Below are 12987 nucleotides of genomic sequence, written 5' to 3'. Positions count from 1 at the left end.
TCCTAGGTGAAGCGTGATCAGTGTCCGCCGAGGACTTCGATCAATGCGGTGGTCGCCGGCTCGAGCAACGCCCGAGCGATATCGGCGGCCTCTTGCGGCCGGCCCGCCACAATGGCGGCGGTCAATTCGCGATAGGCCCCGACATTGCCCACCTCGGCGGACATGATCGGGGCCAGCGCCACGAGCGCCGGTTCATAAGCGGCGCGCAACATGTTGAACATCAGCCGGAACACGATCGAGTCGGCCGCGTCGACGACGTGATCCCAGAACTCCATCGCATGCCGCTGCTGCGCCACCGGATCCTGTTCCACGGCAAGCGCTTCCACGCTCCCCGTCAATGCGGCACCGACCGTCGCGGAATCCGTCGCACCGAGCCGGACGGCGGCGAGCTCGGCCACCTTCGGCCCGTTGTGCAGCCGCGCCTCCAAAATGCTGCGCGCCACACCGGGATCCAACTCCCCGGCCTGCACCAGCAACCGAGGCAAAACCTCCAGCCCAGCCCCCCGCCGATAATCCAGCACGGTCGTCGCATCCCCCTGCCGCACCGCGACCAACCCAGCCGCCGCCAGCCGCTGCAACGCCTCCCGCACCGCAGGCCGCGACACCCCCAACGCCTCAGCCAACTGCCGCTCACTAGGCAACGTCGCCCCCGGCGCCAACTCCCCACTCAACACATCCGCCGCGATCTGCTCGAAAACATCCCCCGACACCGACCGCTTGACCACAGGTTGCAACGCCATACCCTCACTCTGCGCCCAAATAGGTCAGGAGGTCAAGTGGTCAGACCAATTCACTAGGCACGGGCACTCTCGCGTTTGCCGCCGCCATGTTCCGTGGTGGGTCTAGGAGCGGGTGGGCCAGGTTCGCCACGGCAGCAACAACGAGCTGCTCAGCAGGGCGACGGCCGCGCACCCGATCGCGAAACGGACGCTCGTGACGGTGGCCAAGACACCGCCGAGAGCGATGAAGGCGGGCTGACAGCTGCGAGAGCTGATGGACCACGCGATGCCTACCCGCGACATGTATTCGTCGTCCGTCGCGCGCATCCGGAATGTGGTGAAGACCGGGTTGAAAACACCGGCGCAGAACAGCAGCGCGGTCTCCGCCGCGACGATGACGACCAGTCCTAGGACGCCTGGCCCGGCAAGTACCAGGAAGCCCATCCAGCAGGTACGCAGCACTCCGAAGCCGAGTAGGACAGTGCGCTCGCCGAGACGGGTGACCAGTCGGCTCGTCAGCAGCGAACCGATGATGCCGCCGAAGCAGGGAATTCCGAGCGCCACTCCGTACTGCCATGGCGCGAGGTGCAGATCGCGCAGCATGAGAATCGCCAGCAGTGGGCCGGTGAGCCTGATCGCGCCACCGAAGACCATCGCGTTCCAGAACAACGCGTGCAGCGTGCGATCCCGGAAGATGTAGGCCCACCCGGCGCGGATATCGGCCATCCAGTGCCGCTCGTCCTGCGCGACCGGCGGGGGTGGCTCGGGTCGCTCCAGCAACCGAATCCCCAACGCGGACAACAAGAAACTGACGGCATCGATCAGCACGGTGGCACCAGCGCCGAACACTCCGATCAGCACGCCGCCGATCGGCGCACCGAGCCCGGCGACCGTCCAGGCGGTCGTCTCGAATCGGCTGTTCGCGGTAGTCAGCATCGACCCTGGCACCAGCGCTTTGAGATGCGCCCCGCTGGCCGCGCTGAAGACCATTGTGCCGAGCACCTGAGCGGTGGCCACGACGCACAGCTGCCCGTAACTGAGCACCCCGAACGCCATCGCCGCCGGAACGGTCGCCAACGTCGCGAAGCTCAGGAGATCCGTGCCGATCATGACCGGACGTTTGCGGCGGAATTCGACAAAGGGACCGAGCGGCAACGCAATCGCCGCGCTGACCACGGCCGACAGCGCCGCGAGCAATGAGACCCGAAGGTCGGACGCCCCCAGCACAATGATCGCGATCAACGGCAATGCGCCTGTACTGAGCGAACTTCCGAGCTGACTGACCGTGAAAGCGGCCCACAGTCGATGAAAGTCCTTGGGTAGCTTCGCTTCCGTCAGAGTGGACTGTGTGGTCAAGGCTCAGCTCGGATCGGAGCCGCGGATCGCGGCGAGCCAGAGAGCGGTGGTGGCGGCGACGGAGGTGGCGGCGAGGAAGGTGGTGAAGTCACCGCCGTCGATGTAGATCCACATCAGCGCGGCGAACGGGGCGGCGACGGTGGATTGCGCATCGAGCAGCAGGCGTCGGTGTGTCCGCGTTGCGGTGGTGGTGAGTGCTGGGGCATCCGGGTCGGGGCGGGACGGGTTGTCGATGAGCCGCCCCGGCGGTTCCGTGGTGCGGATGCGGCCGGATGGATAGAGGCGGTGGCCCGCGATGTGGATTGTTCGGTCCGTCAGCTCAGCCTGCGTCTCGGTCATGCTCATCAATGCCGAGTCGAAATAGACGGGGAGCCAACGGGGTCGCCCGGTTCCGCTTATCTCCAGCCACGACCGGCTGACCAGCCGATGCTGTTGGCGAATCCGCGAAATACCCACGGTGCGTGCCGTTCCCGAGGGCCAGAATGCGAGAACCCCTTTCGCAACAGCGATCCGGTAACCCGAGTATCCGATGACCCCCAGCACCACCGTAGCCAACGCCGCCACCTGGTCCACATCGCCGAACGGCGCCCAGGCGAGGCATACCGCCAGGGCGCCGATCGTCACGCTGATCGGATAGGCCAGGGGCTGGCCCGATCCGAAACTCACTTCAAGAAGCCGATTTTCGTGTAGTCGTAGGTCGCCAGGCCGGCCGCACCGAAGTTCGCCAGGTTGTCGCGGACCGCGATATTGCCCGCTGTCTGCGTGAGCGGCAGCGAGTGCCCCTCCTCGAAGATCTTGCGGTCGACCTGATTGGCCAGTTCGATGGCCTTCTTCGGGTCGAGCTCCGACACCGCCTGCTCGATCAGGTCATTGAGCTCGGGCGAGCCGATCCGGCCGTAGTTGCCCTGTACGTCGTCCGGGTTATAGCCCCAGATCTGCGAGAGGCTGCTGAGCGGGAACGGGTCGCCCACCCAACTCCACTGCCCGACATCGAAGTTGCCCGGAATGATCACGTCGGTGAACAGACCGTTGCCCGGCTTGGTCTCGATGTTCAGCTTGACGCCGACCTGCGAGAGGTTCTGCTGGATGATCTGGGCGATCTGGACCCAGACGTCCTGGTTGTACATGACATCGCGGATTTCCAGCTTGCGGCCGTCCTTTTCGCGGACATTACCGTTGAGCTTCCACCCGAGATCGTCCAATTCCTTTGCCGCGGCGGCCGGATCGAAGCCGAGGCTGTTGTCCTGGTAGCCCTCTTGGCCGTTCAGGTAGACGTGGTTGTTCATCGGCTTCGGATTCTCGACCAGGCCGTTCTGGGTAGCGGTCGCGATGGCCTGCCGGTCGATGGCCTTCGAAATCGCCACGCGCAGTTTGGCATCGGCGAGGATAGAGCCCGGCGCGCCATTGAATGTCAGATGCGACCACTGGTTACCCGGCGCGCGGCGAAGTGCGATCCCCGCGGTGTTCTGTGCGGTTTTCAGTTCATCTCGGCTGGCGAGACCGACGGCGTCGATCTCGTTGTTCTGCAGGGCAGGCAGTTGCGCTGAGTTGTCGAGGACGCTGAAGGTAATCGTGTCGAGCTTCGGTTTGTCGCCCCACCACTTCGGGTTGTGGCCCAGCACCACTCGCCCCTGCGCGCGGTCGACGGATTGCACGATGAACGGGCCCGCACTCGGCCCTGGATCCTGCAGCAGGCTCTTGTTGAAGGCCTCCGGTGTCGCGGTGACCGATTTGGGGTAGAAGAACGTCGTGCCCGCGAACTGTCCACGCCAATCGGCGTAGTGCTTATTGAAGGTGATGACCGCTTGCCGATCGTCTACCCCGCGTTCGACCTTCTCCACCCGGTCGAAGCCGGCATTGGCCGCGATCAGGAACGACTTGTCCACACCACTCATCGCATGTGCTTGCGACTGAATATCTTCCCAGGTGATCGGAGTGCCGTCGGACCAGACCGCCTTGGGATTGATGGTGTAAGTGACCACCTGCTTGGGTTCGGTGCTGGTGAGCTGAATATCGGTGAAGTAATCGGTATTCACCGAAAGATTGGCCGCCGCATCGGTTTTGAATGCACGCGGCATCGTCGGCCGCAACAGGGCGGAGGTATCGCCATCGTTTCCGTCGTTGTTGAGCCCGTTCCAGTTCTGCGGGAGCGCGCTGAGTGACAGCCGTAGATTCCCTCCGTCACGCAGCTCGCTGACATCTTTCGGATTGATGTCGTTCGTAGTCCCGAGCGCATCGGTGGAACCCGCAGGCGCACCGGTGTCGTCGGAGCTGCATCCTGCCGCGATCAGCCCGATGGCGACCAGCGGGATCGCCAATCGCGTTGTCCATGAACGAACCCGCATGTTTCGCTCCTTCCCGCAGGGATCCTGCGTAATCACTTGACGAAACCGATTTTGGTGTAGTCGTAGGAGGCCAGCCCGGCCGCCCCGTAATTGGCGAGCTCGGCGCGGACACCCACATTGCCCGGCGTTTGATACAGCGGCAGCGAATGACCTTCCTCGAAGACCTTCCGATCCACCTCGTTGGCCAGCTCGGTCACCTTCTGCGGATCGAGTTCCGAGACGGTGCGTTCGATCAGCGCGTTCAGCTCCGGCGAACCGATCCGGCCGTAATTGCCCTGCAGGTCATCAGGGTTGTAGGCGAACAGCTGGGCGAGATCGCCGATCGGGAAAGCGTCACCGACGAGGGAGAATTGGGCGACGTCGAAGTTGCCCGGCCGGATGACGTCGGTGAACAAGCCCGCGGCGGGCTTGGTGTCGATGATCAGCTTCACGCCGACCTGGGCCAGATTCTGCTGCATGATCTGCGCCATCTGGATCCAGCCCTGGCTGTTGAGCATCACGTCGCGGATCTCGAGTTTGCGGCCGTCCTTCTCCCGGACGTCGCCGTTGAGTTTCCAGCCGAGATCGTCGAGCAGCCGAGCGGCCGCGGCGGGGTCATAGGCGATAGCCGCCGAATTGTCTTGGTAGCCGACCTGACCCGCCAGGAAGACGTGGCTGTTCAACGGTTTCGGATTCTCGACCATGCCGTTGTGGATGGCGGTGACGATGCCCTGCCGGTCGATGGCCTTCGAGACGGCAATGCGCAGTTGCGGATCGGCGAGGATGGCACCCGGCGCGCCGTTGAAGCGCAGATGGCCCCAGAAGTTGCTGGTCGCGCGGCGGATCGCGACGCCGGGGGTGCTGCGCGCCGTCTTCACATCGTCGAGGGTGCCGAGGCCGACCGCGTCGATCTCGTTGTTCTGGAGGGCGGGAATCATCGCGGCGGGATCGAGCACGCTGAAGGTGATGGTGTCGAGTTTCGGTGTCGCACCCCACCATTTCGGATTGTGGCCGAGGACGACACGTCGCTGGGTGCGATCGACGCTCTGCACGATGAACGGCCCCGCGGTGAGGGTGACGCCGGCGATCAGGCCCTTGTTGAAAGCCTCCGGCGTCGCGGTCACCGATTTGGGATACAGCGACCCTTCACCGGCGAATTGGCCCTGCCACTCCGCGTACGGCTGTTTGAACGTGATGACCGCCTGCCGGTCGTCGGTACCGCGTTCGATCTTTTCCACGCGGTCGAAGCCGAACGACTGCGCGATCAGGTACTGCTTGTCGGCCCCACTCAGCGCCACGCCCTGGGCACGCATGTCCTCCCAGGTGATCGGCGATCCGTCGGACCACACCGCCTTCGGGTTGATCGTGTACCGGACTACCTGGGGATTGGTGCTGGTCAGCTGGATATCGGTGAAGTAGTCGGTGTCGATCGACAGCTTGCCTGCCGCATCGGTCCGATAGGCGCGTGGCATCGCGGGCCGCAGGATGCTGGTGATCGAGGCGTCGTTTCCGTCGATGGTCAGCGTGTTCCAGTTCTCCGGAATCGCCGAGGTCGCCAGCCGCAGGTTGCCGCCGTCGCGCAGTTCGTCGCGCTCTTTCGGGTTGATGTCGTTGGTCGTGCTCAGCGCACCCGTCGCACCCTCGGCGTGACTGGTGTCGTCGGCGCTGTCACAACCGCTCACGATCAATCCGAGCGCGACCATCGGAACGGCGAATCGGGTTGCCGCCGAACGTCTCATCAACGACGTTCGTGCTCGGATCGGCATCGTGCTCTCCTTCTATCGACTGACGGCCGGAACCGGGACCGCGTCGATCAGATCGCGCGTGTACCAATGCTGAGGGTCGGCGAAAATCAGTTCCGCCGGGCCGGATTCGACGATCTTGCCGCGATACATCACCGCGATGTCGTGGGCCAGATTGCGCACCACGGACAGGTCGTGCGAGACGAACAGGTAGGACAGCCCGCGCTCGATCTGCAAGTCGCGCAACAGGTTCAGCACGCCGGCCTGGATGGACACGTCCAACGAGGACACCGGTTCGTCGAGGACGAGGATCTCCGGATCCAGCGCGAGCGCGCGGGCGATGCTGATGCGCTGCTTCTGCCCGCCGGAGAAGTCGGCGGGATAGCGTTCGGCGTGATCGCGGCGCAGGCCGACCTGTTCGAGCAGTTCCGGTACCCGGCGGGCGATCTCGTCGCGCGGGCGGCCGTCGATGCGCATCGGCTCGGCCAGCGCGTCGAAGATCGGCAGGCGTGGGTCGAGCGAGGCGGTCGGATCCTGGAAGACGATCTGCATCTTGCGGCGGATGTCGCGCTTCTGCGCCTTGGTCAGGGTCGCGACGTCGCTGCCCATGATCTCGATGGCGCCCGATTCCGGCTTGACCAGGTCGAGAATCTGGCTGAGCGTGGTCGATTTGCCGGAACCGGACTCGCCGACCAGGGCCAGCGTGCGGCCCGCGCGGATCTCGAAGCTGATGCCGTCGACCGCGCGGATCTCGCCTTTGCGGCGCTTGAACAGGATGCCCGCGGTGATCGGGAAGGTCTTCACCAATTCCGAAACCCGAAGCACCACTTGGTCACTGACTTCGGCCTCGACCCTCGGCTCGGTGACTTCCTGCCGATAAGCCTCGAACAGTGCGTCGCTGCCGACCTCCGCGGTGCGGATGCAGGCGGCCGAGTGCCCGGGGTTGGTCTTCTCCAACGGTGGCTCGGCGACCAGGCATTCATCGATCGAGATCGGGCAGCGTGGCGCGAACGAGCAGCCCGGCGGCAGCGCGTGCATGGCGGGCGGCGCGCCGACGATCGGGATCAGCGGCTGGCGGGCCGGGCGGTCCATCCGCGGGATGGAGCCGAGCAGACCCACCGTGTACGGCATCCGCGGTGCGCTGAAAAGCTCGGTGGTGGTGGCGGTTTCGACGATCTTGCCCGCGTACATCACCGCGACCCGGTCGGCCAGGGTGGCGGCGATGCCCATGTCGTGGGTGATCATGATGACGCCCGCGCCGGTGATATCGCGCGCCTTGCGCAGCAGGTTCAGGATCTGCGCCTGCACCGTCACGTCGAGCGCGGTGGTCGGCTCATCGCAGATGATCAGCGCGGGATCGTTGGCGATCGCCATGGCGATGACCACCCGCTGGCGCATGCCGCCGGAGAACTCGTGCGGAAAAGCCTTGGCGCGCACCTCGGGTTCCTCGATGCCGACCAGGGCGAGCAGCTCGATCGCCTTGGCCGCCGCCTCGGACCGGCTCATCTTGCCGTGTGCCAATAGGGCTTCGGCGATCTGCTCGCCGACCCGGTACACCGGGGTCAGCGCCGAGAGCGGGTCCTGGAACACCATGCTGATGGAACTGCCACGCAGCCTGGACAATTCGCGATCGCCGAGGCCGAGCAGTTCGCGACCGCGCAACCGGATCGAGCCGCCGATCCTGGCTTGCTCGGGCAGCAGGCCGATCACCGCGAGCGAGGACACCGACTTGCCGGAACCGGATTCGCCGACGATGGCGAGCACTTCGCCGTCGGACACGGTGTAGTTGACACCGCGCACCGCCTCGATGCGGCCCTCCTCGCTGGGGAAGGAGACGCGCAGGTCGGTGACCTCCAGCAGCGGTGCGGTGAAGTTCTTCTCGACCACGACCTTCTCGGTGGGGTCAGCGCCCGTCATACCTTTGCCTTCTTCTTCGAGCGCGCCCGCTTGGCGCTGGGATCGAACGCGTCGCGCAGTCCGTCACCAACCAGGTTGGCGCACAACACGATGGTGATCAGCAGGCCACCGGCGAACAGGAACAGCCACGGATAGGTCAGCGCCGACTTGGTGCCCGACGCGATCAGCGAGCCGAGCGAGACGTCGGGCGGCTGCACGCCGAAACCGAGGAAGCTGAGCCCGGTTTCGGCCATGATGGCCGCGCCGACCGCCAGCGTGGTGTCGATGATCAGGATCGAGGCGATGTTCGGCAGGATGTGGCTGATGATCACGGTGCGCGTCGGTGCGCCCATATACCTTGCGGCCCTGACGAATTCACGGTCGCGCAGGCTGATCGTCAGGCCGCGCACGATGCGCGCGCTGATCATCCAGCCGAACACGCTGAGCAGCAGGATCAGCAGCAGGATCGAACCGTTGCCCTTGGTCCGCGGCGCGAACAGCGCGACGATGATGAAGCTCGGCACCACGAGCAGCAGGTCGACCAGCCACATGAGCGCGCGGTCGGTCCAGCCGCCGAGCAGGCCGGCGGTCGCGCCCGCCGTCGCGGCGATGGTGGTGGAGATGAGCGCGACGCACAGGCCGATCACCAGCGACTTCTGCATGCCGCGCAGGGTCTGTGCCAGCACGTCCTGGCCGATCTGGGTGGTGCCGAACGGATGTCTGCCGCTCGGCGGCTTCAGCAGGGCGGTGTAATCCAGCTGCTGGTAGTCGTACTTCAGCAGCGGCGGCAACGCGAAGCTGGCGATGAAGAGCAGGATCAGGATCACCGCGCCGACCACCGCGGGCTTGTTCCGCAGGAATCGGCGCAGTACCAGCTTGCTCCGGCCTGCCGCGGCGGGCTCGGGGGCACCCTGGACGATGATTTCGGCTTCGGTCATCGGACACGCACCCGGGGATCGAGAAGGGCCAACACGACGTCGGAGAGCAGGCCGGACACCAGCACTATCAGTCCGGCGAACGCGGTCACCGTCACCACGGGGTACAGGTCCTGGGCGTTGATCGAATCGACCAGCCACTCACCGACGCCGTGCCAGCCGAAGATCTTCTCGGTGAACGTCGCTCCGGTGATCAAGCCGAGCAGGCTGTAGGCGAACAGCGTCGCCATCGGGATCAGCGCGGTGCGCAGGCCGTGCTTGTAGAGCGCCTTGCTGCGGGTCAGGCCCTTGGCGCGGGCGGTGCGAATGAAATCGCTCTGCAACACGTCGAGCATGGCGTTGCGCTGATACCGGCTGTAGCCCGCCATCCCGCCGAGGGCGAGACCAGCCGTCGGTAGCACCAGGTGCTGGGCTCGGTCGAGCAGTTGCGGCCAGAATCCGTCGATCCGATTCGCCGAGGTCTCCCCGGTGTAGAGGAATATCTGCGACCCGGTGAGCGAATTGATTTCCAGCGCACCGTATTTCAAGAGTGTCGCAAGAAGGAACACTGGGGTGCTGAGCACGAGCAACGAGATGATCGTGGTGAAGTAATCGCTGAATTTGTACTGCCTGATCGCACCGGCCGCGCCGATCAAGACGCCGAGCACGGTGCCGATCAGCGAACCGATGATCAGCAGTCGCAGACTCACCGCGACCCGGCGCGGCAGCTCCTCGCTCACCGGCTGCCCGGCGAGGGTCTTCCCGAAATCCCCTTGCGGTATCCCTTTCAACCAGGTGATATAGCGCTGCGGGATCGGGTCGTTGAGGTGTAATTCCGCAGCTTTGGCATCGATCACCGCCTGCGGCGGGCGCGGATTGCGTTGTTCCAGACTGTCCAGCGGGCGGAACGTCAGCGACGCCAAGCTGAAGGTCAGGAACGACGCCAGCAGCAACAGCACGACATAGTGAAGCGCGCGTCGTAGCAGGAAGCCGGTCATCAGTCCTCGTGGTCTTTCGGCTGGACGGACCAGCGCCGAGTATTAGCCCCTGATCATAAGGACGAAGACCCGGACGCGCGTGTCACGCGGGGCTCGGGCATGTCCTTTATTCTTGCGGCACACGCGTTACGCGGTCGGTTCGACGCGACGAAGGGGGAGTCATGAGCGAGCGTCAGCGAGTGAAACGAAGGCACAGTACGCTTTTGCGAACGGCCGAGCGGACTGTCGGCGAGGGGGACACATGAGTTATCCGCAATATCCGGGTGGGTACAACCCGTATCCGGCGTACTCACCCGGAATGTCGGCGCCGAGCGGGGCCACCGCGATCACCGCCGGAGTGCTGGCCTGTGTCGGTGCGGTCGCCGAATTGTTCGGCGGCGGAGTCAGTTTGGTGTTCGGGATCATCGGCGCGCAGCTCGGTGAATACGACACCACCGGGCTGTTCTCCGAAGGTTGGTTCCAGACCTGGGCCATCGTGTCCGGTGCGATCGGGCTGGTTGCCGCGGTCCTGCTCGGAGTCGGTGCCGTCGCGATGTTCACCAGGAAATCGTTCGGCCGGGTGCTCATCGTCGTCGGCTGCGTCGCGGCGATCGCCGTCGGTATCACGGGGACCGTGCTGGTCCACTCCTCCGACACCACCTCGGACAGCCTGAGCTCCCTCAGCGGCGGAGTCGGCGGCCTGCTCGGTCTCATCTTCCCCGTCGCCACGGCAGTACTCGCCCTCCTCCCGATGACCAGCCGCTGGCTGGCACACACCCCGGTCGCCGCCGCCCCGCCGCCCTACGGCTACCCCTATCCCGGCCAGCCGCAGCCCGGCACAGCTTGGTCGATGCAGCCAGGTGCCGCCGGTCAGGCCGACGGGCAGCCGCAAGCCGCTTGGGGGCAGCCCGGACAAGTCAGCGGCTCGGTGCCCGCTGGTCAGGCCTCGTGGCAGCAGGCGCCGTCCGTGCCGCCGGCCGCCGGAAGCCCGCCTGCTCAGGCCTGGCAACAGCCGGGACAACCGAATGGCGCGGCCCCGGCTGGTCAGGCCTGGCAGCAGCCACCGTCCGTGCCGGGGGCGTCCGCACAGCCTGCTCAGGCCTGGCAGCAACCGGCCACCGACGAGGCCGACAAGCAATCGGCCGCACCGCAATCCGCCTGGGGCGTACCCGCACAGCCAGCTCCCTCGGCACCGGATCAGCCGCAACCCTCCTGGGGTGTGCCTGCCCAATCGGACGCCGCTGCACCGAACGGCCAAGCCGCGTGGCCGCCGCCGCAGGGGGCCTGGGGCGTACCTGCACAGCCTGCTATCGGACGCAACGACGAGACGGTGCTCCGGCCACCAACCGCAGTCCCACCGTCTGATCCCGTGGTCCCGCCACAGACCGCGGATGACACCGTTTGGCGTCCGCCGCCTGCCTAGTCGCGAGGCATCAGACGACAATGTCGCGTGCCGGCCGCCACACGGCAGCCTGTGCCTGGACCGGTCAGCACTCGGTGTCCATACCGAGTCGCCGGGGCAGCCGTCGCCGCGACGTCGCGGCTGTCGACATGCCAGCGCGCTCGCACGGGACGGATTTCGCGGATCCGTCCGATGCCTCAGCTCGGCCGATGCGCACCTTCCTGGCGATACCCCCGGCACCGCGAGTCGGTCGTCCGGCAGGATGGAATGGGTGACCCTCCTGCACCTACCCAAGCCGAAGATGGTGGCGACCGATGTCGACGGCACCCTCATCGATCATGACGAGCGGGTCACCGCGCGCACCAAGGCCGCGGTGGACGCGCTGATCGGCGACGGTGTGCCGTTCGTGCTCGCCACCGGACGACCGCCGCGCTGGATCGATCCGGTGGTCGACGGGCTCGGCTACGCGCCGCTGTGCGTGTGCGGCAACGGGGCGGTCATCTATGACAGCGCCACCGATCGGGTGCTGGCCAGCATGACGTTGGACGTGGCGACGCTGTCCTGGATCGCGGACCTGGCCGAGGCGGCACTGCCCGGGTGCGGGCTGGCGGCCGAGCGGGTCGGCGAGAGCGCGCACGACGCGGTCACCCCGCAGTTCGTGAGCTCACCGCTGTACGAGCACGCCTGGCTCAATCCGGACGACACCACGGTCGCCCGGCACGAGGTCATCGACGCCCCGGCGATCAAGATGCTGATCCGACTACCTGGCGCGCGCAGTTCCGACATGCGCGCCGTGCTCGCCCCACTGCTCGGCGAGCGCGCCGACATCACCTACTCCACCGAGCACGGACTGATCGAACTGTCCGCCCCCGGCGTCACCAAGGCCTCCGGCCTGTCGATCGTCGCGCAACGCCTCGGCGTCGAGCCCGCCAACATCGTCGCGTTCGGCGACATGCCCAACGACGTCCCCATGCTCACCATGGCGGGCCACGGCGTCGCGATGGCCAACGCCCACCCCGAAGCCATCGCCGCCGCCGACGAGGTCGCCGAATCCAACGCCGACGACGGCGTAGCCCGCATCCTCGAACGCTGGTGGCTCTGAACCAGCCGCCGCATCGGCCCCAGTTCCGTTCCACAAGATCAGGGGAAACTGGTGCAGGCATAGCCCGAGGAACTACATCAGTTCCCCCTGATCTTGCCGCCGACCTGAGGCAAGACCGTTCACCGTGACTCCGCACCGGCGCGGGTTGGCCTCGCGCGCGCGAATTCGCTTGCTGCGCACGAGTTTGCCAGCTGTTTTGCGCGCGGCCCGCTAGAAAGAGCGCGCCGTGCTGGTGTGAGCACGTAGCACCCTTCGCGTTTCGGCGCCCTCGCTCCGTAGCGGCGAACTGGCAGGGGGCTGGCCTTGCGCGCACGAATTCGCTTGGTGCGTGCGAATTTGCCAGCTGTTGTGTACGCGGCGGGCCATAGCGTGCGCGCCGTGCTGGTGGTGACGGATGCAGTCACCGCCCCTCAGCGGCCGTGCTCTGCGCGAATCCGTCGCGCCGTAGCGTCACCGGCTGGCCTCGCGCGCGCGAATTTGCTTGCCGCGCACGAACTTGCCAGCTGTTCTGCGCGCGGCGCGCTAGAAAGTGCGCGCCGCGTGGATGTGAGCACG

Annotated in this window: 10 protein-coding genes; 2 read left to right on the top strand and 8 right to left on the bottom strand. The window is 66.0% G+C overall.

Going from position 1 to position 12987, the window contains the following annotated elements; translation table 11 throughout:
- Nucleotides 1-17: 17 nt before the first annotated feature.
- The 8 genes from ACIBK2_RS41230 to ACIBK2_RS41195 all read right to left on the bottom strand — a co-directional run bounded on the left by ACIBK2_RS41230 (nucleotide 18) and on the right by ACIBK2_RS41195 (nucleotide 9949).
- Entirely contained in the window at nucleotides 18-740 is a 723-nt protein-coding gene (locus tag ACIBK2_RS41230) for a FadR/GntR family transcriptional regulator (RefSeq protein WP_396975884.1), read from the bottom strand.
- 102 nt (nucleotides 741-842) lie between these two features.
- A complete protein-coding gene (locus tag ACIBK2_RS41225; RefSeq protein WP_396975882.1) occupies nucleotides 843-2075 on the bottom strand; it encodes an MFS transporter in 1233 nt (410 codons plus the stop codon).
- Between the two features lie 3 nt (nucleotides 2076-2078).
- Nucleotides 2079-2741 (bottom strand): hypothetical protein, encoded by a 663-nt coding sequence (locus ACIBK2_RS41220; RefSeq protein ID WP_396975880.1) that lies wholly within the window; start codon nucleotides 2739-2741, stop codon nucleotides 2079-2081.
- Complete coding sequence (locus tag ACIBK2_RS41215) at nucleotides 2738-4420, bottom strand: ABC transporter family substrate-binding protein (protein ID WP_396975878.1); 1683 nt, start codon at nucleotides 4418-4420, stop codon at nucleotides 2738-2740. The genes ACIBK2_RS41220 and ACIBK2_RS41215 overlap by 4 nt, the downstream gene beginning before the upstream one ends.
- 32 nt (nucleotides 4421-4452) lie before the next feature.
- Nucleotides 4453-6165: an ABC transporter family substrate-binding protein gene (locus ACIBK2_RS41210; RefSeq protein WP_396975876.1), complete on the bottom strand. Its 1713-nt coding sequence runs from the start codon at nucleotides 6163-6165 to the stop codon at nucleotides 4453-4455.
- A gap of 12 nt (nucleotides 6166-6177) precedes the next feature.
- A complete protein-coding gene (locus tag ACIBK2_RS41205) occupies nucleotides 6178-8058 on the bottom strand; it encodes an ABC transporter ATP-binding protein (protein ID WP_396975875.1) in 1881 nt (626 codons plus the stop codon).
- Nucleotides 8055-8975: an ABC transporter permease gene (locus ACIBK2_RS41200; protein ID WP_396975874.1), complete on the bottom strand. Its 921-nt coding sequence runs from the start codon at nucleotides 8973-8975 to the stop codon at nucleotides 8055-8057. The genes ACIBK2_RS41205 and ACIBK2_RS41200 overlap by 4 nt, the downstream gene beginning before the upstream one ends.
- Nucleotides 8972-9949: an ABC transporter permease gene (locus tag ACIBK2_RS41195; protein ID WP_396975872.1), complete on the bottom strand. Its 978-nt coding sequence runs from the start codon at nucleotides 9947-9949 to the stop codon at nucleotides 8972-8974. The genes ACIBK2_RS41200 and ACIBK2_RS41195 overlap by 4 nt, the downstream gene beginning before the upstream one ends.
- A 241-nt stretch (nucleotides 9950-10190) precedes the next feature.
- Between ACIBK2_RS41195 and ACIBK2_RS41190 the strand changes: the two genes are divergently transcribed.
- Nucleotides 10191-11351 carry a hypothetical protein gene (locus tag ACIBK2_RS41190; protein WP_396975870.1) on the top strand — a complete coding sequence of 387 codons (1161 nt, stop codon included), beginning with the start codon at nucleotides 10191-10193 and terminating at the stop codon, nucleotides 11349-11351.
- Nucleotides 11352-11592: 241 nt separating this feature from the next.
- On the top strand, nucleotides 11593-12432 hold the full coding sequence (locus tag ACIBK2_RS41185) for an HAD family hydrolase (protein ID WP_396975868.1): 840 nt from the start codon (nucleotides 11593-11595) through the stop codon (nucleotides 12430-12432).
- The last annotated feature ends 555 nt before the right edge of the window (nucleotides 12433-12987 follow it).

The sequence above is a fragment of the Nocardia sp. NPDC050175 genome, from assembly GCF_044459885.1.
Taxonomy (GTDB): domain Bacteria; phylum Actinomycetota; class Actinomycetes; order Mycobacteriales; family Mycobacteriaceae; genus Nocardia.
This window is presented reverse-complemented; position numbering and strand designations above follow the sequence as displayed.

What these genes read in the sequence shown, in the direction of transcription:
- ACIBK2_RS41230 (WP_396975884.1), bottom strand. Translation starts at nt 740, where the DNA reads ATGGCGTTGCAACCTGTGGTCAAGCGGTCGGTGTCGGGGGATGTTTTC.
- ACIBK2_RS41215 (WP_396975878.1), bottom strand. Translation starts at nt 4,420, where the DNA reads ATGCGGGTTCGTTCATGGACAACGCGATTGGCGATCCCGCTGGTCGCC.
- ACIBK2_RS41210 (WP_396975876.1), bottom strand. Translation starts at nt 6,165, where the DNA reads ATGCCGATCCGAGCACGAACGTCGTTGATGAGACGTTCGGCGGCAACC.
- ACIBK2_RS41205 (WP_396975875.1), bottom strand. Translation starts at nt 8,058, where the DNA reads ATGACGGGCGCTGACCCCACCGAGAAGGTCGTGGTCGAGAAGAACTTC.
- ACIBK2_RS41200 (WP_396975874.1), bottom strand. Translation starts at nt 8,975, where the DNA reads ATGACCGAAGCCGAAATCATCGTCCAGGGTGCCCCCGAGCCCGCCGCG.
- ACIBK2_RS41195 (WP_396975872.1), bottom strand. Translation starts at nt 9,949, where the DNA reads ATGACCGGCTTCCTGCTACGACGCGCGCTTCACTATGTCGTGCTGTTG.
- ACIBK2_RS41190 (WP_396975870.1), top strand. Translation starts at nt 10,191, where the DNA reads ATGAGTTATCCGCAATATCCGGGTGGGTACAACCCGTATCCGGCGTAC.
- ACIBK2_RS41185 (WP_396975868.1), top strand. Translation starts at nt 11,593, where the DNA reads ATGGAATGGGTGACCCTCCTGCACCTACCCAAGCCGAAGATGGTGGCG.